Here is a 22,621-nt window from a genome sequence, read left to right on the forward strand (position 1 = left end):
TCTCGATTGTTGTCTGGAACCTCGACTCAATACCATGCGCACCCGAGGTTCAAGCTATCTTTGGCATTGCGCGCAGAAGAAAGATGAGCGTCCCGATTGCACGATTCGCCCAATAACGCCGGGGCAATCGGGGGTGCGGCACGGCGCCCCTTCGCGACCATAAACGTCAAAGCTGTGCTGGAAATATCCAAGCTCGCCATCGGCTTGCCTGAAATCCCGCAGGGAGGAGCCGCCCGCCTCAATGGCCTCTGACAGCACTGCGCGAATGATCGGCACAAGCCCTGCAACCCGGAGGGCAGAAATACGCCCGGCTTTACGCGTCGGCCTGATTTTTGCGCGATAGAGGGCTTCGCACACGTAGATGTTGCCCAGCCCGGCAACAATTCTCTGGTCGAGCAAAGCTGATTTCACCGGGCTCATCTTGCCCCTGAACGCCTCGATCAGATGCGCCTCGTGAAAGTCATTGCCCAGGGGTTCCGGCCCCAGAACAGACAGCAGCTTGTGGTGCTCCGCACCCTGCGTCGGCATCAGATCCATCGCCCCAAACCGCCGCGGGTCGTTGAAGGTGATGCGCGCGCCGTTCTCCATATGCAGGACAACGTGGTCGTGTTTCTCCGGGGCAGGGTGGTCATACACGAATTGCCCCAGCGGATCACCGGACACCAGCATCCGACCCGACATGCCAAGATGAATGAGCAGCGTTTCACCCGAACTCAGATCGGCTAAGATATACTTCGAGCGCCGCCGCAGCTGTTCCACGCGCTGCCCGGTGAGCCGGCCCGCCATGCCCTCAGGAAAGGGCCAGCGCAGATCAGGCCGATTGACCTCGGCCTTCTCAATCCGCACGCCCCGCATGGCCGGGGTCAGCCCGCGCCGGACCGTCTCAACTTCGGGCAGTTCGGGCATCTTGCCTCCCTGTGACGAAAGGGCCGCATTGTGCACGGCTCTCAGAGCCCTATAACAAAGCGCGAAGCGCAGGGACTACAAGAGCCGATGACAGATACCAAAGATAAAACCACCCACTTCGGGTTCGAGACGGTTCCCGAGGGTGAAAAGGCCGGACGTGTGCAGGGCGTTTTCTCCTCGGTCGCCAGCAAGTACGACATCATGAACGATGTGATGTCGGGGGGCATTCACCGGCTCTGGAAAGACGCGATGATGGATTGGTTGGCACCGCGCCCCGGGCAAAAGCTGCTCGACGTGGCGGGGGGGACGGGCGACATCTCGTTCCGGTTCCTCAAGCGCGCCGGCTCCGGTCACGCCACCGTGCTCGACCTGACAGAGCCGATGCTGGTCGAAGGACGCCAGCGCGCCGAGGCCGCACAGATGCAGGACAGCCTCGATTGGGTGGTGGGTGATGCGATGGCACTGCCCTTTGAAGACAACAGCTTTGACGTGTACACCATCAGCTTCGGCATCCGGAACGTAACCCGCCCACAGGACGCGCTGCATGAGGCTTACCGCGTGCTCAAACCCGGCGGTCGGTGCATGGTGCTCGAATTCAGCCAACTGCCCAACCCCGCGATGCAAAAGGCCTATGACCTCTACAGCTTCAACGTGATCCCACGCATGGGCCAGATCATCGCAAACGATCGCGACAGCTACCAATACCTCGTGGAATCGATCCGCAACTTCCCCGATCAGGAAAGCTTCCTCGCCATGATCCGCGATGCGGGCTTCGAGAATGCCAAGTACCGCAATCTGACCATGGGCGTGGCCTGCCTGCATTCGGGCTGGAAGCTGTGACGCCGCGCGCGCCTCTTCATTGTTCCGCCAATATGTCGGGGGACCCGGGGCAGCGCCCCCGGCGGGTCGCCTTGCGCCCGTACGGCGACACCAAAGGATAACCCATGCGCGGTCCCCATAATATCTGGCGGCTCATCCGCACCGGTGCCACGCTGGAACGTACAGGCGCGATGAATGTCGTGCTCGACGCTTTCGAAGCGCCGCCGACCTTGCGATTTGTCGCCCGCACGCTGGGTCTGCCGTTCAAATGGCTGGGGTACAAGGGCGATCCGGCGATGCCGCCCGCCACCCGCGCGCTGACCGCGCTCGGCCCCGCCTACATCAAGTTCGGCCAGATTCTCTCGACCCGCCCCGACGTCGTGGGCGATGAGTTGGCGCTGCAACTGCGCGTCCTGCAGGACAAACTGCCGCCCTTTTCGGTGCAGGAAGCCAAAGAAGAGGTGCAGCGCGAGCTCGGCATGCCCGTCGATCAGATGTTTTCCGAGTTCAGCGAACCGGTCGCGGCGGCGTCGATTGCCCAAGTGCACAAAGCCACCTTAGCCAGCACCGGCGAGGCCGTCGCCGTCAAGGTCCTGCGCCCGGGCATCGAAAAGGCGTTTCGCAAAGACGTCGACGCCTTCTACCTCGCAGCGCGCATGGTCGAGATTTTCTCGCCGGGCTCCCGCCGCCTGCGTCCGATGGAGGTGATCGAACATTTCGATGGTGTCGTGCGGGGTGAATTGGACCTGCGTCTGGAATCCTCTGCCGCGTCCGAATTCGCGGCCAATACCAAAGACGATGCCGGGTTTCAGCTGCCACAGATGAAGTGGGAGTATTCCGCCCGCCGCGTCATGACGCTGGGCTGGGCCGATGGCGCCCCGATGGGCGACAATGATGCGATTGACGCGGCAGGGCATGACCGTGTGGCGCTCAGCGAACGCGTTCTGCAGCTCTTCCTCAATCACGCGCTGCGGGACGGCTACTTCCACGCGGACATGCACCAAGGCAACCTTAAGGTCGCGCCCAATGGCGACATCGTCGCCTATGACTTCGGCATAATGGGCCATATCGATGAATACACCCGCCGGGTCTATGCGGAGATTCTCTTTGGTTTCATCCGCAAGGATTACAAACGCGTGGCCGAGGTGCATTTTGAGGCCGGTTACGTGCCCGCCGACAAGGATGTGGATGAATTCGCCCGCGCTCTGCGCGCGGTGGGCGAACCGATTTTCGGTATGGACGCCAATCACATCTCCATGGGCCGCCTGCTGAACTACCTTTTCGAGGTCACGGAACGGTTTGGCATGGAAACGCGGACCGAACTGATCCTGCTGCAACGCACGATGGTGGTGGTCGAAGGTGTGGCGCGCTCGCTCAACCCGCAAATGAACATCTGGCAAGTTGCGGCCCCCATCGTGACGGACTACATTTCCAAATCCATCGGACCCAAAGCGGTGCTGAATGACCTGACAAAAACCGCCCGCGTTGTCGCCCGGTTTGGACCCCGGTTGCCGGGGATGGTCGAAGCTGCATTGGTCCGTCAGAGCAACCCGGCAGAACCTGCGTCCAAACCCGGTCTGATGGAGCGTGTGCTCTTGGCGATCGTCTTTGGCATCGCCATCGGGGCGGGCGCCACGCTCACGCTTGTGCTCGTCGATCTGACGTTCCTCTGAGAACGGCGCGGCGGTCGGCGGGTGCTGCGCCTATAGACGCTCAATTGCCAGGGCAATGCCCTGACCGCCGCCAATGCACATGGTGATCAGCGCCTTGGACCCCTGAATGCGTTCCAGCTCATAGAGCGCCTTGACCGTGATGATCGCGCCCGTCGCGCCGACCGGGTGGCCCAAGGCAATCGCACCGCCATTCGGGTTCACTTTCGCGGGGTCAAAACCAAGGTTTTTGCTGACCGCCAGCGCCTGCGCGGCAAAGGCCTCGTTGCTTTCGATCACATCGAAATCGCTGGCTTGCAGGCCGGTCCGCGCCAGCAGGTTTTCCACCGCCGGGACCGGTCCGATGCCCATGACCTCCGGGCGCACGCCGGCATGCGCATACCCCAGAATGCGGGCGCTCGGTTTCAGCCCGGCCTTCTCGGCGGCCTCCGCTGTGGCCAGAACCAGCGCGCCAGCGCCATCGTTGATCCCACTGGCATTGCCCGCCGTCACGGAGCCGTCTTTCTGGAACACCGGGCGCAGACCGGAGAGCGCCTCCGCTGTCGTCGCCTTGGGGTGTTCATCTGTCTCGAAGGCAACCATGTCCCGCTTGACCCGCACCTCTACCGGTGTGATTTGCCCGGCAAAATGGCCCGCTTCGATGGCCGCTGCCGCGCGCTTCTGGCTCTCCAGCGCAAAGGCGTCTTGCTGTTCCCGCGTGATGTCGTGCTCTGCCGCGACGTTTTCGGCTGTGACCCCCATATGACCGGTGCCAAAGGGGCAGTTGAGCGCGCCCAGCATCATATCCAGCGTTTTGATGTCACCCATCCTCGCGCCCCACCGCTGCTGCGGCACGATGAACGGGGAGCGGGACATGTTTTCGGCGCCACCTGCCAGACCGAAGTCGGCGTCGCCCAGCATCAGCGATTGCACGACCGAGACAATTGCCTGCACGCCGGAGCCGCACAAGCGGTTCACATTCATCGCGGGCACCGTGTCCGGCACGCCCGCCTGCATCGCGGCCACACGGCTGAGGTACATGTCCTTTGGTTCGGTGTTGATCACATGTCCAAAGGCCACATGGCCGATCTGTGCACCGTCCACACCCGACCGCTCCAGCGCCGCCTTGGCCGCCACCGTGCCCAGGTCGATGGGCGGCGTTCCTGCCAGGGCACTCCCAAATGTGCCGATGGCGGTGCGTGCTCCGTCCAGTATCACGATGTCTTTGGTCATGGCGGCCTCCCCGGTTGATCCTCTGCACCTTATGTTGGCGCAAAGCGCGGTTGTCAGCAACGACGTCCCGTCAGCGCCGCAGTTTCAATTGACAACAATCCTGCATATCGGCGATGTCTCCGATATGACGGAAACCGATAATACCATCCTGACGCAACTGCCCGCCCGGCTCAAAGCGGCGCGGCGCGCGCAGGATCTGTCACTGGATGCGGTGGCCAAGCTGTCGGGCGTGTCGCGTTCCATGGTCAGCCAGATCGAACGGGGCGAAAGCAGTCCGACGATTGCAACGCTGTGGAACCTGACGCGGGCGCTGCAGGTCGATTTCGCAGGGCTGCTTGACGGTGCCTCGGACGTTGCGCAGATCGAAACGCTGCGGGCTGCAGACGTGCCCACCATCGACAATCTTGGCTCCGGCTGTCGTATTCGCATCCTGTCCCCGCCCGAGGACGCAGGACGGCATGAGGTCTATGAGCTGACGATCGCCAAAGGAGGGATGCTCGACAGCCACCCCCATGCCCGGGGCGCGCGTGAACATCTGACCGTGATCGATGGCGCGGTGACGGTCACCAGCGGTGAGGTGTCGAGTACGCTGAACGCGGGTGATACTGCGCGCTACGCTGCAGATGTGACGCATAGGATCGCTGCGGAAACGGGCGACGTCCGGGCCTTTCTCGTCGTGCAGAATGCCTGATATCCGAAATACCGGAAAAAATCCGCTATCATGAAAATCCCCTATTTCGGAGGTGCATCCGTTATGTTAGATGAATGGCAAAAGGAGTCGCATCATGACGCAAGCCTATCTGCAGCACATCACCGAAACCCTCGCGCAGATCGAGGCGGATGGCATGATGAAGCGCGAACGCATGATCACCTCGCCTCAGGGCGGGCAGATCTCGGTGGGTCCGCGTGAGGTCATCAACCTGTGTGCCAACAACTATCTGGGGCTTGCGGACCATCCGGAGCTGATTGCGGCCGCCAAGGAGGCGATGGACCCGCGCGGGTTTGGCATGGCCTCCGTACGTTTCATCTGTGGCACGCAAGATATCCATCGGGAGCTGGAGCAGAAGCTTGCGGCCTTTCTGGGTATGGAGGATTCCATTCTGTTTGCGGCCTGTTTTGATGCGAATGGCGGGCTGTTCGAACCCCTTCTGGGGCCCGAGGATGCCGTGGTATCCGATGCCTTGAACCACGCGTCGATTATTGATGGGATCAGGCTCTGCAAAGCCAAAAGATACCGTTATGCCAATTCGGACATGGCTGATCTAAAAGGACAGTTGAGGCTGGCCCGCGAAGAGGGCGCGCGGTTCATCCTGATCGCCACGGATGGCGTGTTCAGCATGGATGGCTATCTGGCCAAGCTACCGGAGATCAAGGCGCTGGCCGAGACATACGGGGCGATGGTGATGGTGGATGATTGCCACGCCACCGGTTTCATGGGGCCGAAAGGGGCGGGAACACCTGCACATGCAGGCGTTGAGGTAGATATCCTGACGGGCACGCTCGGCAAGGCGCTGGGCGGGGCCATTGGCGGATATATCGCCGGGCCGCAGGTGGTGATTGATCTGCTGCGCCAGCGGGCGCGGCCTTATCTGTTTTCCAACTCTTTGCCGCCATCCATTGTTGCGGCAGGGATCAAGGCGTTGGAGCTGGTGGAACACGGGGACGATCTGCGGGCACGGTTGTTTGAAAACACCACGTATTGGCGTGCGGGGTTGGAAAAACTGGGCTTTGATCTGCTGCCGGGCGAACATCCGATTGTGCCGGTGATGCTCGGCGAGGCACAATTGGCGCAGGACATGGCGGCGCGGCTCTTCGAAGAGGGCGTTTTCGTGTCCGGGTTCTTTTTCCCCGTGGTGCCGCGCGGTCAGGCGCGCATCCGGACGCAGATGAATGCGTCTTTGACCCGCGACGCATTGGACAAGGCGCTCGAGGCCTTTGAGACCGCGGGCAGGGCGTGCGGCGTAATCGCGTGACGCGATGGTGCGAAGGGTATATTTGATGAACAATGAAATGAAGGCACTGTCCAAACTGCATTCGCGTGAGGGGTTGTGGATGACCCATGCGCCGGTGCCGGAGATTGGCCCGGATGACGTGCTGATCAAGATCAACAAGACCGGCATCTGCGGGACCGACATTCATATCTGGAACTGGGATGATTGGGCGGCGCATACCGTGCCCGTTCCAATGATCACCGGCCATGAATTTGCCGGTGTGATCGTGGAAACAGGCTCTAACGTAATGGATTTGGAAGTCGGTCAGCGCTGTTCCGGGGAGGGGCATCTGATTGGCAAGACCTCCCGGCAGAGCCGCGCGGGCAAGTTCCATCTTGATCCCGGGACGCGCGGGATCGGTGTGAATGAGCAGGGCGCCTTTGCCCAATACCTTCGGTTGCCCGCCTTCAATGTCGTTCCGCTGCCGGATGAGATTTCCGACGACATCGGTGCGATCCTCGATCCTTTGGGGAATGCGGTGCATACCGCGCTCAGCTTTGATCTTGTGGGGGAAGATGTGTTGATCACCGGCGCAGGTCCCATTGGCATCATGGCGGCGGCCGTCGCCCGGCATGTGGGCGCCCGGCACGTTGTGATCACCGATATCAATCCCGACCGTCTGGCGCTGGCAGCGGAGGTGGCCGATGTGGTGCCGGTCAATGTTGCGGAGGCTGATCTGGCTGAAACAGTGTCGGATCTCAAGATGAAACAGGGCTTTGACGTGGGCCTCGAGATGTCGGGAAATCAGCGCGCGCTGGATCAGATGGTTGAGGCGATGACCATGGGCGGGCGTATCGCCATGCTGGGCATTCCGCCGGGGAAGAGCCCTGTGGATTGGAGCCGCATCGTGTTTAAAGCGATTACGATCAAGGGCGTCTATGGCCGCGAGATTTTCGAGACCTGGTACAAGATGATTGCGATGCTGCAGAACGGGTTGGACATCAGCCGGGTGATCACGCACCGCTTTCCAGTTGACGAATTTGAGGCAGGTTTTGCTACCATGAAGTCCGGTAGTTCGGGCAAAGTCGTGTTGGATTGGACGGGATAGACGGCATTTACGCGCAGGACAGTTTTTTCACGCTTTCATTGGCGGGCCAGATCGGGTTAGCGCTGGTGTCCGTTATGCTGGCGGCTGGCACCGTGTTCCTCGCCTGGCGGTTGTCGCGCGTGCGCAGTCTCATCCTGCGGGTCTTTGTGGCGGTGGTGCTTTTTGGCGCATTCGTCTGGATTTCACCGCAGGTCTACTATGCTTACTATCTGCTGATCTTTGACGGGTTGCCCTTGCAATGGGTGGTTCAAGATCCGCCATCGCCTTTGTTCCTGGTGAAACTGCTTGGCTTTTCCGTTAAAAGCGACCTCAGCCACCACGGGCAGGGCCTTCTGGGGTGGCTGTGTCTGGGGGCGGCACTATGGCCGCAGCGGGATGCGTCCCGTCTCGGAGAGTAGCCAGCACGCGCGTCCTTCGAAAACGGCGGCATGCAGCGGGCGGAAATACCCCGCCCCTCCATCCAGATTGACGCGGTTTCCAGCATGTTCCGGATGCTCGAGCGCGGTGTGGCCGTGCACGACCAGTGGCCCGTGAGACCCTTGATGATCCAGAAAGGGTGCCCGGATCCAGATCAGGTCGTCTTCGACCTGCTTTTCCAGTGCGATACCGGGCCGGATGCCCGCGTGCACGAACAGCAGGTCTTCTGTTTCATGCATCAGCGGCAGCCTGGACAGAAAATCGCGATGCGCCTGGGGCACTGCGGCGAGAGCGGCTTTGCGGATCACGGCTGGGGGGATGGTTTCATTGGCCTCAACGCCGTAGGCGGCCATGGTCTTGTCTCCGCCCAGACGCGGGTTGAACCACGACAGGTCGGGCCGGGTGGCGGGATCATACACGATCATGTCGTCGAGAAAGCGATTGAGATAGCGGTCATGGTTTCCCTTGAGCGTGACCCAGTTGCGGCCTGAGGCCGCCGCGTCGATCAGCAACTGCAGAACGCCGCGACTGTCGGGCCCGCGGTCAACGTAATCCCCGACCAGCACCACCTGTGCATCGGGTCCGCCATCCGCTTCGATCAGGGCTAGAACCCGTTGAAGTTCCTCCAGCTGTCCGTGCACGTCACCAATGGCATAGATCGGCTTGGTCATGAATGTTCCCCAGCGTTACGGTCACTTCATGCCGCAATGTCCCGCAGGATGAAAGCGGAATGGGAGGTCAGGCCATGTGGCGACGGCCTCCCGATGGGTCATGCCACGTCGAAGGCCAGCGGTTTGATCTGGGTGAACATGCCCGTTTCGGCCAGTTTGGCGCGGGCTTCTGCCGGGACAGGTTCATCGACATAGAGCAGGGCGATGGCCTCTCCGCCGGCGGTGGCCCGGCCCAGCGTAAAGTTCGCGATGTTCACGCCATTGTCGCCCATCGTCTGACCCAATGCCCCGATGATACCCGGCACGTCCTCATTGGTGGTGTAGAGCATATGCGCGCCGATCTCTGCGTCGATGTTGATGCCCTTGATCTGGATGAACCGCGGCTTGCCGTCCGAAAAGACGGTACCGGCAATTGACCGTTCTCGTTTCGCTGTGACGACCGTGACCTTGATGTAGCCGTCAAACGCGCCGGATTTGTCCTGATTTGTGGTTGAAATCTGGATGCCACGTTCCTTGGCGATGACGGGGGCGGAGACCATGTTCACATCCGGGTTGGCCTTTTTCATGATGCCCGCGATGACGCCGCAATTGAGCGCTTCGAGGTTCATGTCGGCGACCACCCCGTCATAGAGGATGTTGATCGCCCGGATGGGTTCATCGGTCATCTGCCCGGTGAAGCTGCCCAGATGCCCGGCAAGCTTGACCCATGGTCCCATGACGCGAGCCTCTTCCGCCGTGACGGAAGGCATGTTCAGCGCATTGGCCACGGCGCCTGTCAGGAGGTAGTCCGACATTTGTTCCGCGACCTGAAGGGCTACGTTTTCCTGTGCTTCGGTCGTGGCAGCCCCAAGATGCGGGGTGCAGACCACGTTGGGCAGGTGGAACAGCGGGTTCTCATTCGCCGGTTCCTTGGCGAAGACGTCGAAGGCTGCCCCCGCCACATGGCCGGATTTCAGCGCCTCGGCCAGAGCCTCCTCATCCACCAGACCGCCGCGGGCGCAGTTGATGATGCGCACGCCTTTCTTGGTCTTGGCGATGTTTTCGCGGCTGAGGATGTTTGCGGTCTGATCGGTGAAGGGCACGTGCAGCGTGATGAAATCCGCACGGCCCAGCAGGTCATCCAATTCGACTTTCTCCACACCTATCTTCTTGGCCTTCTCCTCGCCGAGGAAGGGATCATAGGCCAGCACTTTCATCTTCAGCGCGCGGGCGCGGTCGCAGACAATGCCGCCGATGTTACCGGCACCGATCACGCCCAGCGTTTTGCCTGTCAGCTCGACACCCATGAACTTGGATTTTTCCCATTTGCCGTCATGCGTCGAGGCGGAGGCTTCGGGGATCTGACGCGCCACGGCAAACATCATCGCAATGGCATGCTCCGCCGTGGTGATCATGTTGCCAAAGGGCGTGTTCATCACGATGATGCCCTTTTTTGAGGCTGCTTCCTTATCGATATTATCCGTGCCGATCCCGGCGCGCCCGATGACCTTGAGGTTGGTGGCGGCAGCAATGATCTTTTCCGTGACTTTGGTCGCGGATCGGATGGCCAGACCATCGTAGTCCCCGATGATTTGGCTGAGCTTTTCCTTGTCCTTGCCAACGTCGGGCTGGAAATCGACATCGATTCCACGGTCACGGAAAATTTGCACAGCGGCTTCTGAGAGCTTGTCGGAGATGAGTACTTTAGGGGCCATTCTGTTGGTCCTTTAATGTCTGTGGGAGCGGTGGCCCAAGGCCCACCTTACCTGTGGATTGGCAGGTAGGGTGGGCCTTGGGCCACCATTGCTTCAGGAGGAGATTTCGGCTTCAAAAGCCCAGGCCAGCCAGGGCAGCATCGCCTCGATATCGGTGGTTTCCACTGTGCCACCGCACCAGATGCGCAGACCGGCAGGGGCATCGCGATAGGCACCGATATCAAGGGCCACGCCCTCATCGGCGAGCCGTTTCGCGATGGCCTTGGCAAAGCTTGCGCCGTCCTTGACCCGGTCGTCAGCGAATTTGAGGCAGACAGAGGTGTTGGACCGCGTTGCCGGATCGCTTGCGAGAAAGCTGATCCAGTTGTGTTGCTGCACGAATTCGGTGATTGCAGCGGTGTTCGCGTCGGCACGGGCAATAAGCCCCTGCAACCCGCCCACGGATTTTGCCCAAGCCAGAGATTGCAGGTAGTCCTCGACACAGAGCATCGACGGCGTGTTGATCGTCTCACCTTTGAAGATGCCTTCGATCAGCTTGCCGCCCTTGGTCAGGCGGAAGATTTTCGGCAGCGGCCATGGCGGGGTGTAGCTCTCCAACCGCTCGACCGCGCGCGGGCTCAGGATCAGCATGCCATGTGCGGCTTCACCGCCGAGCACCTTCTGCCAGCTGAACGTCGTCACGTCGAGTTTGTCCCAGGGCAAATCCATCGCAAAAGCGGCAGAAGTCGCATCGCAAAGCGTCAGACCCTTGCGATCCGCCGGGATCACATCGCCGGACGGCAAGCGAACGCCAGAGGTCGTACCGTTCCACGTAAAGCAGACGTCATTGTCGTAGTTGAGCGCCGCCATATCGACGATCTCACCATAGTCGGCGGTATGCACGGTGTGCTCGATCTTGAGCTGTTTCGCCACATCGGTGACCCAACCAGCCCCGAAACTTTCCCATGCCACCATTTCGGCAGGGCGTTCGCCCAGCAGCGACCACATCGCCATCTCAAAGGCACCGGTGTCTGAGGCGGGCACAATACCGATGCGGTAGTCCGCGGGCAAGCCAAGGATCTCGCGCGTGGTCTCGATCGCTTCCAGCAGCTTGGCTTTGCCAGGCGCTGCCCGGTGTGACCGGCCCAGCGGCGCGTCGGACAGATTCGTCAAATCAAACGTGGGGGGTTTGGCACAGGGGCCAGAAGAAAAACGCGGATTTTCCGGCCGCGCCGCCGGTTTCTGAGTAGCCATTGATGCTATCCTTCCAGATATGCGCCCTTCGTTGGGGAAGGGTGTCCCACGGACGGGTCTATGGCGGCGCATGGTCTGGTGCAACGGAAAAAACGAGGCTAGAACGCCGCAAATTCGCTTTTTTGCGACACACTCTGCGCGGATCGGAAACTTTGCCCATGTATATCGCCACTCTCCTGTCTGCGGCGGGCGCACACAGCCTGCAGCCTGCCTTGCCCGAAGCTCTGCGTAACGCTTGGGGTGGGGTGGATGTGGTCTGGCTCGCCCCGGATGAGGCGGCAGAATTTACGTTGCCGCGACTGCCGGACAATCGCTGGGGGGTCTGGGAAGATCTGCAAAAACAAGGCGTTGATCTTGCCGTTCAGCCTAAGGAAGGACGGCGCAAGAAGATGTTGCTGGCCGATATGGACAGTACCATGATCCAGCAGGAGTGCATTGACGAACTGGCCGATGAGGCGGGGATCGGCGACCGCGTTAAGGAGATTACCGCCCGCGCCATGAATGGCGAGATGGACTTTGAAGAAGCCCTGCGTGCGCGTGTCGGACTGCTCAAAGGCCTGCCTGTCGCCACCATTGCAAAGGTGCTTGCGGACCGCATTACCCTGATGCCGGGTGGCGAGGTGCTGCTGGCCACGATGAAGGCGCAGGGGGCGCATGCCGCTTTGGTCTCCGGCGGTTTCACCGATTTCACCAGCGCCGTGTCCGGGCAGTTGGGCTTCGATGAGAACCGCGCGAATACCCTGCTCAACGACGGCGTCAGCCTGACGGGTGAGGTCGGGATGCCCATCCTTGGCCAACAGGCCAAGGTGGATGCGCTGGAGGACATCACACGGCGTCTTGGGATTGGCGAAGCGGATGTGATCGCCGTCGGCGACGGAGCGAATGATCTGGGCATGCTGGGCCGCGCGGGGACAGGGGTTGCGCTGCATGCGAAACCCGCCGTGGCAGCGCAATGCGACGTGCGGATCAATCACGGTGATCTGACCGCGCTGCTGTTCCTGCAGGGATACGCGGTGTCGGACTTCGTCACCGGCTGATCAAAGACGACTCATGCCCGCCTGTGGTATCATTGCGCCCGGGTCATACGGGAGGAGACACTATGCCAGAGTATGTATTCGCCTACCACGGCGGCAAAACACCGGAATCGGAAGAAGAGGGCGCCAAGGTCATGGCCGCGTGGCAAGCGTGGTTCGAGACCATGGGAAAGGCGGTCGTCAATCCGGGCAACCCGGTGGGGACGTCGAAAACGGTGACTGCAGAAGGGGTCGAGGACCATGGCGGGGCCAACCCCCTGTCCGGGTTCAGTGTCGTTGCAGCGGCTGATATCGACGAGGCCATCGACATGGCCAAGGGCTGTCCGATGGTGGCCGATGGCTCCGGGTCCATCGAAGTTGCCGAAGTGCACCAGATGTGATCAGGCAAGCGCTGCAGACGGCTTGATCCACCCGGTTTGAATGTCGCGCCGGTTGGTGATGGGCGCGTTCATCCGTTTGCGGGTTGCCGGGTGATCCGGCGCCAACACGCCCAGTTTCACCAGAATCGCCGCGATGGCGCATTCCGACGCCCGCGTTGTGCCATCGACGATCTTGAGGGCGACGCCCAGTTTCTGCTCTGGCAGAATGGCGATGAAAAACGCCTCCGCACCCGTCTTGATTGCGACTTTGCCATCCATCGCGCGCATCAGTTCCGTGCAGGATCGTTTCTCGCCTGCGACCAGGTCCGGGTGCTGCCGCATTGCCTGATGCAGCTGCGCCTCGGCGCTGTCCGTGGGGGCGGCGGCGAAATGCGCCATGGCCCGCGCCATGCCGGTCAGGCTGGTCGCGAAATTCGGGGCAGAACAGCCGTCGATGCCAAATCCCGGGGAGCTTTCCCCCGTCTTGCTTTCAAATGCGTCGAGGCAGGCTTTTTGTACGGGATGATCTGCGTCCACATATTCCGGTCCGGCATCCAGATGCTGTGCCAGCGTCAGAAAGCCCGCGTGTTTGCCGGAACAATTGTTGTGTATCTGGCAAGGGCTTTCATGGGCGCAGATCATCGCCTCCCGTGCCGGTCGGTCATCCGGTACTTGTGGGCCGCACCGCAGGGCCGCATCGGACAGATCCCGTGCTTTGAGCCAGCCTTCAACCCGTGTGGTGTGGATCGCGGCCCCGTTGTGCGATGCACAAGCGAGGGCAAGATGCTCTGACGTCAGGCCCGCCGCCTCGGCCGCGCCGGAGGTGATCAGCGGCAGGGCCTGTATCATCTTGGCGGAACTGCGCGGCAGGACGATGGCCTCAGGATCACCCCAGGCCTCGACAATCTGACCGCTGTCATCACAGACCACCGCATGGCCACTATGCGCGCTTTCGAGAAAGTCCCCGCGCCAGATTTCGACCATCGGAACCGCTTGCGTCATTTTAACCCTCAAGAATTTGGCAAAAACCTGCTAATCGGACTTTCGGGGGTCGCGGGTTTTGCGCTACTGTGACACTTGTCGAGAAGATTGACGGGTCTTGCAAGAGAGCGGGTCGAAAAAGGCACGCCGGGCAGGTTCGGGGACATTGAGGTTAAAGACGGCTGGAGGCTGTAAGACATGCGAATTTTGAAAGGTTTCATTGGTTTGGTCTCGGCGCTGGCGCTGACGGGCATGGCCGCGCAGGCACAGGATGAAAGCAGCAATCTGGTTGCCGAAAAGACCGATTGGGGCGTCTACGAGGACGAAAACCCGCGCGAGTGCTGGGGGGTTTCCGTCCCGAAAGAAACAGTCAACACACGGGATGGACGCGTTGTTGCGGCGACCCGTGGCCAGATCCTTCTGATGGTCTTTTTCCGCCCTGGATCGGGTGCCAATGCACAGGTCACGTTCACCGGTGGATATCCTTTTGCCAGCGGTTCCAAGGTGACGATCGACATCGGCGGCACCAGCCATTCGCTCTTTACCGATGGTGAATGGGCCTGGCCCGAAGACACCTCCGAGGATGCCAAGATCGTGGCAGCGATGAAACGTGGCGCAGATGCTGTGGTGACAGGGCTCTCCAGCCGCGGCACCACAACCAAGGACACATTCTCTCTGCGCGGGTTCACCGCAGCCCTGGACGAGGCGCAAAAACGCTGCGCCAACTGATCACACAGATCTGACGGGCTTTTCCTTTTGATCTTGGCGCAAACCTCTATATAGAGGCGCATCTTCGTCATGTCAGGAAAACCCATGTCTGCCTCAGCGCCGATCACGCAAGATGTACATACCATGCCGCGCAAACTGCCGGAGGGGCCAGTCAACCTTGTCGGGTTGACCCGCGATGCCATGCGCGCCGCGCTGATCGAGGCAGGGGTGCCGGAAAAGCAGGCCAAGATGCGCGTCGGTCAGATCTGGCAGTGGATCTACCAGTGGGGTGTCCGCGATTTCGACGCGATGACGAACCTGGCCAAGACCCTGCGTGCGGAGTTGAAGGAGCGCTTCGTGATCGAAATCCCGGAAGTTGTCTCCAAGCAGGTCAGCGAAGATGGCACCCGCAAGTACCTGGTCCGCATTGCCGGCGGCCATGAGGTTGAGGTGGTCTACATCCCTGAAGAGGGGCGCGGCACGCTTTGTGTCTCATCACAGGTGGGTTGCACGCTCACTTGTTCGTTCTGTCACACGGGCACGCAGAAACTGGTGCGCAACCTCACCGCCGCCGAGATCATTGGCCAGGTGATGATGGCCCGCGACGATCTGGACGAATGGCCGGAAATCGGCGCGCCCAAGGATGAAACCCGCCTGCTCAGCAACATCGTGCTGATGGGCATGGGCGAGCCGCTTTATAACTTCGAGAACGTGCGGGACGCGATGAAAATTGCCATGGACGCCGAGGGCATTCAGCTCAGCCGCCGTCGCATCACGCTGTCGACCTCCGGCGTTGTGCCCGAGATCGCGCGCACGGCGGAGGAAATCGGATGCCAGCTGGCGATCAGTTTCCACGCCACCACGGATGAGGTGCGCGACAAGCTGGTGCCGATCAACAAGCGCTGGAACATTGACGTGCTGCTCGACGCGCTGCGCAGCTATCCCAAAGTGTCGAATTCCGAGCGGATCACTTTTGAATACGTGATGCTCGACGGTGTGAATGACAGCGACGAAGACGCGCGCCGCTTGATCAAGCTCATCGATGGCATTCCGGCCAAGATCAACCTGATCCCCTTCAATGAATGGCCGGGCGCGCCCTACAAGCGGTCGTCGAACAACCGCATCAGGGCGTTTGCGGATATCATCTACAAGGCAGGCTATGCCTCACCCATCCGCACGCCGCGGGGGGAAGACATCATGGCAGCCTGCGGGCAGCTCAAGTCCGCGACGGAACGGGCGCGGAAATCGCGCCGCCAGATCGAGGCCGAAGCGGGGCTTGCGGGGCAGTAATGCGCCGACGCGATGCTTTGATCGTCGGAGGGGCCGTCGCCGTTGCGCTGGCCATCCCACCGATCTTGCGGCGACAGGCCAGCGCTTTTGCGTTCTCCGACATGCCCAACCTGCCCGGCTTTCGCCGATTGATGCGTGGAAATCTCTCAAGCGGCCAGGATTATTTTGCGGGACTGCTGACGGCCGAAGAAGAAGCAGCCATGGCGCGCCTGCCCGACAATCTGTGCACTGCGATTTTTCAACAGTCCTCTGCGCCCGGACGTTTGTCCATTGCCGTTTTCAGTGACTACTACTGCCCATATTGCGCGGTTCTGGACAAACGCCTGGCCGATCTTGCAGCCAGTGGAGCGCCCATCGATCTGGTTTTTCATGAGCTCCCGCTGTTGGGGGAGCGATCTGTCTGGGCGGCGCAGGTGGCACTTGCCGCAGGTAATCAGGGCGACCATACCGCCATCCACCTCGACATGATGCAGCGCGTGCTGCGCCCCGGTCTGGTGGGCGTGCGCGATGTTGCACAGCGTCACGGTCTCGACGCGGAAAAGGTGATGCAAGATGCCACCGGCTCGGAGATCACGGCCAGAATCGAAGACGCGCTGGCTTTGGGCCGCGCGCTTGGCATTCCCGGCACGCCGGGGATGGTGGTCGGTCGTACGGTGGTGGTCGGTGCCCTGTCGGAAGCGGATTTGCTTAAGCTGATCGACTTGGAGCGCCAGACATCTTTCACTGGCTGTATCTGACACCCGGCGATCCGCAGCGATGTCTTAGCGTCGGTGCGCCATCCCCTGTGCCATGCCTTGCATGAAGGCAGCGGCCAGCGGCGGCATCTCATCCGTCTTTGGCTGGACCTCTCGGTGGTGATGCCGGTTGTGGTCAGACTTCGATGAGCGCGCCGCGACCATCATCAGCAATCCGATGCCCAGATACGCACCCCCCATGATCGCGCTGGCCGTCATCGGGTCGGTAACAGTGAGTAAGAGCATCAGCGCCGACGCGCTCAGAAACCCCAGTCCCACAAGCGTCATGAGCGCACCGACACTGCCCAACGCGAAACGTTGAGCAGTGTCTCGAATACTTTGGCGAAGGTGCGAAAACATCTTACGACCGACGCGTCGCCATCATGCCAACCAGAAAACCGATCCCGGCGGCGATGCCCACTGCCATGGCGGGTTGCTGACGGACCGTTTCCTCGGCTTTGTAATACGCGGCCTCGGCATCCGTGCGCACACGTTCTCCGGTTTCGACCGCTTTGGCATGTGCCGCATCCACTTTCTGCGCCGCTGAGGATTTTAGCGCTGCTGCGGTGTTCGCTGCGCGCTCCTTGGCTTCCTCTTTCTTGTCCTGGGCCAGGTCGGACATCAGCGCTGTCAGCGCAGCAATGTCGTTCTTGATGGTATCGATCTGTGCGGTAACGTCATTCACGTCGGTTTTGCCGTTTGTGCGTGCCTGTGCCATGTGGCCCTCCTGAAAATGAACGGGGCCACGATGTGACCCCATGATGTGCTATTCAGAGAGGTAACGCGGCTGACGGTTGAATGGTTCCCTCAGCTGCGCCCGGGCAGTTTGTCGCGGGCGGGCAGGTCCTGCCAGTTCTCGATCAGATGCATCGCGTCGGCGGCGCTGTCGACAAACCGGAAGAGCGACAGATCCTCATCCGAAATGGTGCCCGCGTCCGCCAGCGCCTCCCAGTTCAGAATACGCTCCCAGAAGGCGCGTCCGAAAAGCAGGACAGGCACGGGCTGCATCCGCCCGGTCTGTATCAGGGTGAGCGTCTCAAAGAGCTCGTCCATGGTGCCGAACCCGCCGGGAAAGACGCAGATCGCCTTGGCGCGCATCAGGAAATGCATTTTCCGGATGGCGAAATAGTGGAAGTTGAAACACAGCTCCGGCGTGACGTATTCATTGGGCGCCTGCTCGTGCGGCAACACGATGTTGAGCCCGATGGAATGCCCGCCCGCATCCTCCGCCCCGCGATTGCCCGCCTCCATCACGCCGGGACCACCGCCGGTGACCACCACGTTCTCCCGCCCGCTGCTTTCGAGGCTTTTCAAGGTCATCAGCCGTGAAAACTCGCGCGCCTCGTCGTAGAAGTGCGACAGATCAGAGAGCGTTTTCGTGCGCGCCTTATCCTTGTTCGCCGGACTGGGAATGCGGGCGCCCCCGAAAAGTACGATGGTGCTGGTGATGTTATGCGCATCCAGCATCATCTCCGGCTTGAGCAATTCCAGTTGCAGCCGCACCGGGCGCAGTTCTTCCCGACACAGAAAATCTTCATCGGCAAAGGCAAGCCTGTAGGCCGGGGCGCGCGTCTGCGGTGTGTCGGGTACGTCCTGAACCGCGTCGCGGTCCATATGCGCGTCGCGCAGCGGGTGGCGGGGTTTGTTCATCCGGGTCACTCCAATAACTCATCAAAGGCAGGGGGCCATGTTGCGTGCCAAGATGCAATGGCCTTGGCGCAGATGGATTGCGCGTGTGGCATCGGACTTGTATAGGCGCTGCATATTAATTCTTTCCCTGGGGGAACCTCATGTCCAACGCACAGCTTGAAACCGCCATCGAAGCCGCATGGGAGGCGCGCGATACCATCACGCCCGCAACCACCGGGGAAACCCGCGAGGCCATCGAAGATACACTTGCGGCCCTCGACGGGGGCAAGCTGCGGGTGGCGGAAAAGCAGGCAAGTGGCGATTGGCACGTGAACCAATGGGCGAAAAAGGCTGTTCTGCTGGGCTTCCGCATCAAGGACATGGAGATGCAGGCCGGCGGACCGCAAGAGGGCGGCTGGTGGGACAAGGTCGACAGCAAATTCGCGGGCTGGGGTGACAATCAATGGCGGGCAGCGGGCTTTCGTGCGGTGCCGAACTGCGTGGTGCGCAAATCCGCCTTCATCGCGCCCGGTGTGGTGCTGATGCCGTCCTTCGTGAACCTTGGTGCTTACGTGGACGAGGGCACGATGGTCGATACCTGGGCCACGGTCGGGTCCTGTGCGCAGATCGGTAAGAACGTGCACCTGTCGGGTGGTGTCGGCATCGGCGGTGTGCTGGAACCGATGCAGGCGGGTCCGACGATCATTGAGGATAACTGCTTTATCGGCGCGCGCTCCGAAGTGGTCGAGGGCTGCGTCGTGCGCGAAGGCTCTGTGCTGGGCATGGGTGTCTTCATCGGTAAATCGACCAAGATCGTGGACCGCGAGACCGGCGAATTCACCTATGGTGAAGTGCCTGCGGGCTCTGTCGTTGTCGCGGGCTCAATGCCCTCCAAGAACGGTGTGAACCTCTATTGCGCGGTTATCGTCAAAAAGGTGGATTCGCAGACACGCTCAAAAACCTCGATCAACGAACTGCTGCGCGATTAAACTTTGCATTAACAACTAAGGCAATCCTGTCACAGGAATACCCGGCAAAGGTCAGGCACGGGATGCAATCCAGCCCGGATGTGGCACTATGGCATTTCTATGCGTCACGCGTCTGTTCCCATATCCTTTCAGACCCTGCAGGTTATCGCGGACCTGCAATCTGCTGCGGCCACCGGATTCGGCGGTCTGGCGGACCGTTTGAAGCCGGCGCAGAAGCAGATGCTGCGCCGCGTCATCTTTGATCAGAAATGCATGCTGTCGGCAGCGGATGCAGAGGCCATTCACGCAGATCTGCTGCTTGTTGCCGCCTTGCCAGACAAGGGCCCGGATGCGTTTCTGACCGCGACCGCCCTTTTGTTGGCGGACAGGCTACAGGGCGGGTCGGGCGCGGATGATCTTTTCTGGAACTGGGACGCGTTTCAGGATCACTACCGCAAGGGATCATCTCCGGTTCGTGCGGCTGTGATGAACGGCTTTCGCTGGGCCCATACGACCCGCCGGGTCAACCTCGATCAGGTGCCCGACGGGCGCGATTTGCAGACCTATGATGGCACCGATCTGATACGGGTGTTGAAGGTCATCGCCCGCGCCATGTCTGCCGATCTGCGAGAGCTTGTGTGCAAGGCCGCGCCCGTGGATACGCGCGCTGTGCACCGCACGGCTCTGGACAACTGCCTCAAAGGCAGCTGCGTTCTGTCGGAATACGGCGGCTGGTTTCCGGGTGAAGTGGTCGAACTGGTCTCCCTCGATCCCGAACACGCTGCCCATGCCCAGTGTACCGCGCTGGTTTTGCTCGACGCGCTGGTCACGCGGGATGCGAAGGGCCGGATGGCGTTTCGCTGGGAAGAGCTGGCGGATCGGTACCTCAGGATGCGCCCGGAGACACGCACCGCCATCCTCGCCGGGGTGCGCCACCTGCATGAAATGGCCATCGACTGGTCGCCTTATACCGGTTGGTCGCCTGACAAGTTGGTTGAAAAAGCCGTTGTGGTGCCTTTCGCCAAGGCCTAACACAGCTGCATGGCAGAGAAGAAAAAACCGTCCCGTCAGCAAGTCTTTACCCTCGTTGTCCAGATCGGTCGCAAGGAAGGCGACGGCTTGCCCGCCAAAGCCACGGGCGCGGGTCTCGTCGTTTTTGCCAGCGGCATTGATGAGGCCGAAGCGGTGCGTGAAACCGTTGCTGTTCTGAAACAGGCCGACACGGCGCCTCTGGACGTCACCGGCTACGGCACGTTGGCGGAACGCGAGGCGGAGGGCCATGAGATCGGTGAGGACGAGCGGGCACTGATGCAGCGCGCGCTTGACGAGAATGCCGTGATCATTGCGCAGATGGAGCCATTTTACGGCACACATCCAGAAACGGACGCAGATTAATCAGCGCGTCGCCTGAGAAGATCAACGGCGGGCGATTCCCGTCGCAGTCGTTGCTTCAGTGGCGCAGTTCGGCGCCGATGCCTCACGCGGCCTCGCTTGAGACGCGCAGCACGGCAGCCTCATACCCCTTGAGCGTTCGGCGTGCCGCGGGGCTGTATCCGATCCCGGTATCAGGGTCTAACTGAGGAAAAATTGCGCAGATTTCCGCAACGATTTCCTGCTCGAAAACATCCGTCGTCTGTGGGCCGGGCAGAAAGCTCTCCGTGGGCAGACCTTCGGAAAAGATCACCTGATGGCGGTCGAACATCAGGTGCACATAGGTCACTTGCCCCCCTTCACGGGTCCGGACCGATCGGTCGTTGACCAGATCGCGGGCGCAGACCAGCACTTCGGGATCACCAAACAGCAGTTCGGCAACGGTATCCCGGATCAGGATGCGATGCAGCGGCGACACAAGAAGATGTCCATGTGCGCCAAAAGTGTTCGGTTGAATGTGAACAGGTGCGAATTTGCCCACCGCATCGACCCGGCGCGTGCCAATCCAGCGTAGCGGTTGTGGCCCGTCATCCTGCGTCATGACCATGTCGCCGGGGCGCAGGCGTTCGACCATCACATTGCCGCGCGTGGTCTCGATCATGGTGCCTGCGACAAAGCAGGGTACCGAGCTTGCATTGACATAGCCGACGTCGGAAATGCTGCCATTGGTGACCGTGTAGGTGAAGTTGAACTCTTCCGGGTCGCCATCCCCCACCACGCTGAGCTTGCCATCCGGTTGCAGCATGACCTGCTGCCCGGTCGGCAGGGTCATCGTGTCTCCGGCAACGACGGCTTGGCCATTGATATGGGTGATCGTCAGCGTGCCGGGGCCTTTGTTGATGTCGTTGCTCAGCACATCGATGGTCTTGATGCCGTCGGTGAGGAGTTCAACCGTATCTGACAGGGCGACAAGGTCCGTCTGAATGGAATCCCCGGCGATCAGCAGGTTGGAATCGTACCGGTTGTCAGACACGTCCGCGATGCCGATACGGATCGAGTTTACCGTATCCGGCACGACATTCATGGTCAGGGTCAGCGTGATGGTGAACCCGTCCATTTCCGTGTTGTAATCATCGTTGGAATTATCAATAAACATGTTGATATTATTGGACGTATTGACGTTCCCGGGATCGACATCACCGTTCCCGACATCCATGTCGATCTGCGCGCCATTGACCCAGACGCCCACGAAGTCCTGATAAATCGAGTTCTGGAACTCGGGGTATTCTTCGGAAGAGAAAATGAACTGGATCGTCATCTGGTCGTGATCCGGCACGAAATCCACGTCCAGATAGGCCGCGTCAAAAGTGCGCGCGCCTGCTGCGACATTGAATTGGGGCGCATTGCCCGGACCTGAGGTATTGGTCGATGTGCTGTTGCTCTGGTTCGAGGAGCCGCTGGAGTTGGTGAAACTCTCTGCGTTGCCCGTCGACAGGATCACGCCGCTGTCGCCGGGTACGACACCGGGAGAGACGGCATTGCTGTTGGTGTAGATGCCTGCGCTGTCGACGTCCCCGGTGTAGGAGGCCCGCTCCACGCGGACGCCGGACCCGAAAATCGCCTCTGCCATCTCGGTTGCGTCGGTGCCTTCGCGGACCGTGCGAATGGGCAGTTCGGATGCTGCAACCATCTCTCTATGCCTCGTACCCTGTGGTCGGGGGAACACATCGTCAGAGCACCGCTTGTGCGGATTGCACGTTACCGGTCTTCTGGTGCGTTGGGTCCCAATTTTATGGTGACCACACTGCTGATGCCCTGCCTCGGATTTATTGTTGCGCTTTGGCTAACACGCAGGGCACGCGTTTGTTAAGTAATTCTTGGTCCAC

24 protein-coding genes are annotated in these 22,621 nt (G+C 60.8%); 14 read left to right on the forward strand and 10 right to left on the reverse strand.

The window, feature by feature from the left end:
- Positions 1-54: 54 nt before the first annotated feature.
- Complete coding sequence (mutM, locus tag ISX84_RS14450; protein WP_195821082.1) at positions 55-906, reverse strand: bifunctional DNA-formamidopyrimidine glycosylase/DNA-(apurinic or apyrimidinic site) lyase; 852 nt, start codon at positions 904-906, stop codon at positions 55-57.
- Between the two features lie 87 nt (positions 907-993).
- Here mutM and ubiE point away from each other — a divergent pair, with 87 nt between their 5' ends.
- Positions 994-1,746, forward strand: a complete 753-nt coding sequence (ubiE, locus tag ISX84_RS14455) for a bifunctional demethylmenaquinone methyltransferase/2-methoxy-6-polyprenyl-1,4-benzoquinol methylase UbiE (protein ID WP_195821083.1) — start codon at positions 994-996, stop codon at positions 1,744-1,746.
- Between the two features lie 104 nt (positions 1,747-1,850).
- On the forward strand, positions 1,851-3,398 hold the full coding sequence (gene ubiB / locus ISX84_RS14460) for a 2-polyprenylphenol 6-hydroxylase (protein WP_195821084.1): 1,548 nt from the start codon (positions 1,851-1,853) through the stop codon (positions 3,396-3,398).
- A 30-nt stretch (positions 3,399-3,428) separates the two neighbouring features.
- Here the strand turns inward: ubiB and ISX84_RS14465 are convergent, their stop codons facing one another.
- On the reverse strand, positions 3,429-4,607 hold the full coding sequence (locus ISX84_RS14465) for an acetyl-CoA C-acyltransferase family protein (protein WP_195821085.1): 1,179 nt from the start codon (positions 4,605-4,607) through the stop codon (positions 3,429-3,431).
- 124 nt (positions 4,608-4,731) lie between these two features.
- Here ISX84_RS14465 and ISX84_RS14470 point away from each other — a divergent pair, with 124 nt between their 5' ends.
- The 4 genes from ISX84_RS14470 to ISX84_RS14485 all read left to right on the forward strand — a co-directional run bounded on the left by ISX84_RS14470 (position 4,732) and on the right by ISX84_RS14485 (position 8,044).
- On the forward strand, positions 4,732-5,298 hold the full coding sequence (locus ISX84_RS14470) for a helix-turn-helix domain-containing protein (RefSeq protein ID WP_195821324.1): 567 nt from the start codon (positions 4,732-4,734) through the stop codon (positions 5,296-5,298).
- Positions 5,299-5,392: 94 nt separating this feature from the next.
- Positions 5,393-6,580 (forward strand): glycine C-acetyltransferase, encoded by a 1,188-nt coding sequence (locus ISX84_RS14475; protein ID WP_195821086.1) that lies wholly within the window; start codon positions 5,393-5,395, stop codon positions 6,578-6,580.
- A gap of 25 nt (positions 6,581-6,605) precedes the next feature.
- Positions 6,606-7,646 (forward strand): L-threonine 3-dehydrogenase, encoded by a 1,041-nt coding sequence (gene tdh, locus ISX84_RS14480; protein WP_195821087.1) that lies wholly within the window; start codon positions 6,606-6,608, stop codon positions 7,644-7,646.
- Positions 7,634-8,044, forward strand: a complete 411-nt coding sequence (locus tag ISX84_RS14485) for a hypothetical protein (protein ID WP_195821088.1) — start codon at positions 7,634-7,636, stop codon at positions 8,042-8,044. The genes tdh and ISX84_RS14485 overlap by 13 nt, the downstream gene beginning before the upstream one ends.
- On the opposite strand, the gene ISX84_RS14490 is transcribed toward ISX84_RS14485, so the two are convergent.
- From ISX84_RS14490 to ISX84_RS14500, 3 genes are all read right to left on the reverse strand, one after another.
- Positions 8,006-8,734, reverse strand: a complete 729-nt coding sequence (locus ISX84_RS14490; protein WP_195821089.1) for a metallophosphoesterase family protein — start codon at positions 8,732-8,734, stop codon at positions 8,006-8,008. The two genes, ISX84_RS14485 and ISX84_RS14490, sit on opposite strands and share 39 nt — an antisense overlap.
- 98 nt (positions 8,735-8,832) lie before the next feature.
- On the reverse strand, positions 8,833-10,428 hold the full coding sequence (gene serA, locus ISX84_RS14495; protein WP_195821090.1) for a phosphoglycerate dehydrogenase: 1,596 nt from the start codon (positions 10,426-10,428) through the stop codon (positions 8,833-8,835).
- A gap of 93 nt (positions 10,429-10,521) precedes the next feature.
- On the reverse strand, positions 10,522-11,661 hold the full coding sequence (locus tag ISX84_RS14500; RefSeq protein ID WP_195821091.1) for a phosphoserine transaminase: 1,140 nt from the start codon (positions 11,659-11,661) through the stop codon (positions 10,522-10,524).
- A gap of 158 nt (positions 11,662-11,819) precedes the next feature.
- On the opposite strand from ISX84_RS14500, the gene serB reads away from it, so the two are divergent.
- Positions 11,820-12,698, forward strand: a complete 879-nt coding sequence (gene serB / locus ISX84_RS14505; protein ID WP_195821092.1) for a phosphoserine phosphatase SerB — start codon at positions 11,820-11,822, stop codon at positions 12,696-12,698.
- 62 nt (positions 12,699-12,760) lie between these two features.
- Positions 12,761-13,075 carry a YciI family protein gene (locus ISX84_RS14510; RefSeq protein ID WP_195821093.1) on the forward strand — a complete coding sequence of 105 codons (315 nt, stop codon included), beginning with the start codon at positions 12,761-12,763 and terminating at the stop codon, positions 13,073-13,075.
- Here the strand turns inward: ISX84_RS14510 and ISX84_RS14515 are convergent, their stop codons facing one another.
- Positions 13,076-14,056, reverse strand: coding sequence for an asparaginase (locus ISX84_RS14515; RefSeq protein WP_195821094.1), 981 nt, complete (start codon positions 14,054-14,056; stop codon positions 13,076-13,078). It lies immediately after the preceding gene.
- Between the two features lie 177 nt (positions 14,057-14,233).
- On the opposite strand from ISX84_RS14515, the gene ISX84_RS14520 reads away from it, so the two are divergent.
- From ISX84_RS14520 to ISX84_RS14530, 3 genes are all read left to right on the forward strand, one after another.
- Positions 14,234-14,764 carry an invasion associated locus B family protein gene (locus ISX84_RS14520; protein WP_195821095.1) on the forward strand — a complete coding sequence of 177 codons (531 nt, stop codon included), beginning with the start codon at positions 14,234-14,236 and terminating at the stop codon, positions 14,762-14,764.
- Positions 14,765-14,848: 84 nt separating this feature from the next.
- Entirely contained in the window at positions 14,849-16,033 is a 1,185-nt protein-coding gene (rlmN, locus tag ISX84_RS14525; RefSeq protein WP_195821096.1) for a 23S rRNA (adenine(2503)-C(2))-methyltransferase RlmN, read from the forward strand.
- Positions 16,033-16,770: a DsbA family protein gene (locus ISX84_RS14530; RefSeq protein ID WP_195821097.1), complete on the forward strand. Its 738-nt coding sequence runs from the start codon at positions 16,033-16,035 to the stop codon at positions 16,768-16,770. Before rlmN ends, ISX84_RS14530 begins: the two co-directional genes overlap by 1 nt.
- A gap of 24 nt (positions 16,771-16,794) precedes the next feature.
- Here the strand turns inward: ISX84_RS14530 and ISX84_RS14535 are convergent, their stop codons facing one another.
- The 3 genes from ISX84_RS14535 to ISX84_RS14545 form a co-directional block, all read right to left on the reverse strand.
- Positions 16,795-17,127 carry a phage holin family protein gene (locus ISX84_RS14535; RefSeq protein WP_195821098.1) on the reverse strand — a complete coding sequence of 111 codons (333 nt, stop codon included), beginning with the start codon at positions 17,125-17,127 and terminating at the stop codon, positions 16,795-16,797.
- A gap of 1 nt (position 17,128) precedes the next feature.
- Positions 17,129-17,485, reverse strand: coding sequence for a DUF883 family protein (locus tag ISX84_RS14540; RefSeq protein ID WP_195821099.1), 357 nt, complete (start codon positions 17,483-17,485; stop codon positions 17,129-17,131).
- An 89-nt stretch (positions 17,486-17,574) separates the two neighbouring features.
- A complete protein-coding gene (locus ISX84_RS14545) occupies positions 17,575-18,417 on the reverse strand; it encodes a TIGR00730 family Rossman fold protein (protein WP_195821100.1) in 843 nt (280 codons plus the stop codon).
- Positions 18,418-18,557: 140 nt separating this feature from the next.
- Here ISX84_RS14545 and dapD point away from each other — a divergent pair, with 140 nt between their 5' ends.
- The 3 genes from dapD (at position 18,558) to ISX84_RS14560 (ending at position 20,759) form a co-directional block, all read left to right on the forward strand.
- Positions 18,558-19,385: a 2,3,4,5-tetrahydropyridine-2,6-dicarboxylate N-succinyltransferase gene (gene dapD, locus ISX84_RS14550; RefSeq protein ID WP_195821101.1), complete on the forward strand. Its 828-nt coding sequence runs from the start codon at positions 18,558-18,560 to the stop codon at positions 19,383-19,385.
- A gap of 99 nt (positions 19,386-19,484) precedes the next feature.
- Positions 19,485-20,396, forward strand: a complete 912-nt coding sequence (locus ISX84_RS14555) for a hypothetical protein (protein ID WP_195821102.1) — start codon at positions 19,485-19,487, stop codon at positions 20,394-20,396.
- A 9-nt stretch (positions 20,397-20,405) separates the two neighbouring features.
- On the forward strand, positions 20,406-20,759 hold the full coding sequence (locus ISX84_RS14560) for a hypothetical protein (protein WP_195821103.1): 354 nt from the start codon (positions 20,406-20,408) through the stop codon (positions 20,757-20,759).
- A gap of 82 nt (positions 20,760-20,841) precedes the next feature.
- On the opposite strand, the gene ISX84_RS14565 is transcribed toward ISX84_RS14560, so the two are convergent.
- Complete coding sequence (locus ISX84_RS14565; RefSeq protein WP_195821104.1) at positions 20,842-22,425, reverse strand: Hint domain-containing protein; 1,584 nt, start codon at positions 22,423-22,425, stop codon at positions 20,842-20,844.
- Positions 22,426-22,621: the final 196 nt, after the last annotated feature.

The organism is Roseobacter sp. MH60115, assembly GCF_015644665.1.
In the GTDB taxonomy this organism is placed as follows: domain Bacteria; phylum Pseudomonadota; class Alphaproteobacteria; order Rhodobacterales; family Rhodobacteraceae; genus Roseobacter.

Coding starts and splice junctions, on each gene's coding strand:
- ISX84_RS14490 (WP_195821089.1), bottom strand. CDS start 8,734: ATGACCAAGCCGATCTATGCCATTGGTGACGTGCACGGACAGCTGGAG.
- ISX84_RS14465 (WP_195821085.1), bottom strand. CDS start 4,607: ATGACCAAAGACATCGTGATACTGGACGGAGCACGCACCGCCATCGGC.
- ISX84_RS14500 (WP_195821091.1), bottom strand. CDS start 11,661: ATGGCTACTCAGAAACCGGCGGCGCGGCCGGAAAATCCGCGTTTTTCT.
- serB (WP_195821092.1), top strand. CDS start 11,820: ATGTATATCGCCACTCTCCTGTCTGCGGCGGGCGCACACAGCCTGCAG.
- ISX84_RS14540 (WP_195821099.1), bottom strand. CDS start 17,485: ATGGCACAGGCACGCACAAACGGCAAAACCGACGTGAATGACGTTACC.
- ISX84_RS14515 (WP_195821094.1), bottom strand. CDS start 14,056: ATGACGCAAGCGGTTCCGATGGTCGAAATCTGGCGCGGGGACTTTCTC.
- ISX84_RS14545 (WP_195821100.1), bottom strand. CDS start 18,417: ATGAACAAACCCCGCCACCCGCTGCGCGACGCGCATATGGACCGCGAC.
- ISX84_RS14470 (WP_195821324.1), top strand. CDS start 4,732: ATGACGGAAACCGATAATACCATCCTGACGCAACTGCCCGCCCGGCTC.
- rlmN (WP_195821096.1), top strand. CDS start 14,849: ATGTCTGCCTCAGCGCCGATCACGCAAGATGTACATACCATGCCGCGC.
- ubiE (WP_195821083.1), top strand. CDS start 994: ATGACAGATACCAAAGATAAAACCACCCACTTCGGGTTCGAGACGGTT.
- serA (WP_195821090.1), bottom strand. CDS start 10,428: ATGGCCCCTAAAGTACTCATCTCCGACAAGCTCTCAGAAGCCGCTGTG.
- tdh (WP_195821087.1), top strand. CDS start 6,606: ATGAACAATGAAATGAAGGCACTGTCCAAACTGCATTCGCGTGAGGGG.
- mutM (WP_195821082.1), bottom strand. CDS start 906: ATGCCCGAACTGCCCGAAGTTGAGACGGTCCGGCGCGGGCTGACCCCG.
- ISX84_RS14520 (WP_195821095.1), top strand. CDS start 14,234: ATGCGAATTTTGAAAGGTTTCATTGGTTTGGTCTCGGCGCTGGCGCTG.
- ubiB (WP_195821084.1), top strand. CDS start 1,851: ATGCGCGGTCCCCATAATATCTGGCGGCTCATCCGCACCGGTGCCACG.
- ISX84_RS14475 (WP_195821086.1), top strand. CDS start 5,393: ATGACGCAAGCCTATCTGCAGCACATCACCGAAACCCTCGCGCAGATC.
- ISX84_RS14535 (WP_195821098.1), bottom strand. CDS start 17,127: ATGTTTTCGCACCTTCGCCAAAGTATTCGAGACACTGCTCAACGTTTC.
- ISX84_RS14565 (WP_195821104.1), bottom strand. CDS start 22,425: ATGGTTGCAGCATCCGAACTGCCCATTCGCACGGTCCGCGAAGGCACC.
- dapD (WP_195821101.1), top strand. CDS start 18,558: ATGTCCAACGCACAGCTTGAAACCGCCATCGAAGCCGCATGGGAGGCG.
- ISX84_RS14530 (WP_195821097.1), top strand. CDS start 16,033: ATGCGCCGACGCGATGCTTTGATCGTCGGAGGGGCCGTCGCCGTTGCG.
- ISX84_RS14510 (WP_195821093.1), top strand. CDS start 12,761: ATGCCAGAGTATGTATTCGCCTACCACGGCGGCAAAACACCGGAATCG.
- ISX84_RS14560 (WP_195821103.1), top strand. CDS start 20,406: ATGGCAGAGAAGAAAAAACCGTCCCGTCAGCAAGTCTTTACCCTCGTT.
- ISX84_RS14555 (WP_195821102.1), top strand. CDS start 19,485: ATGCGTCACGCGTCTGTTCCCATATCCTTTCAGACCCTGCAGGTTATC.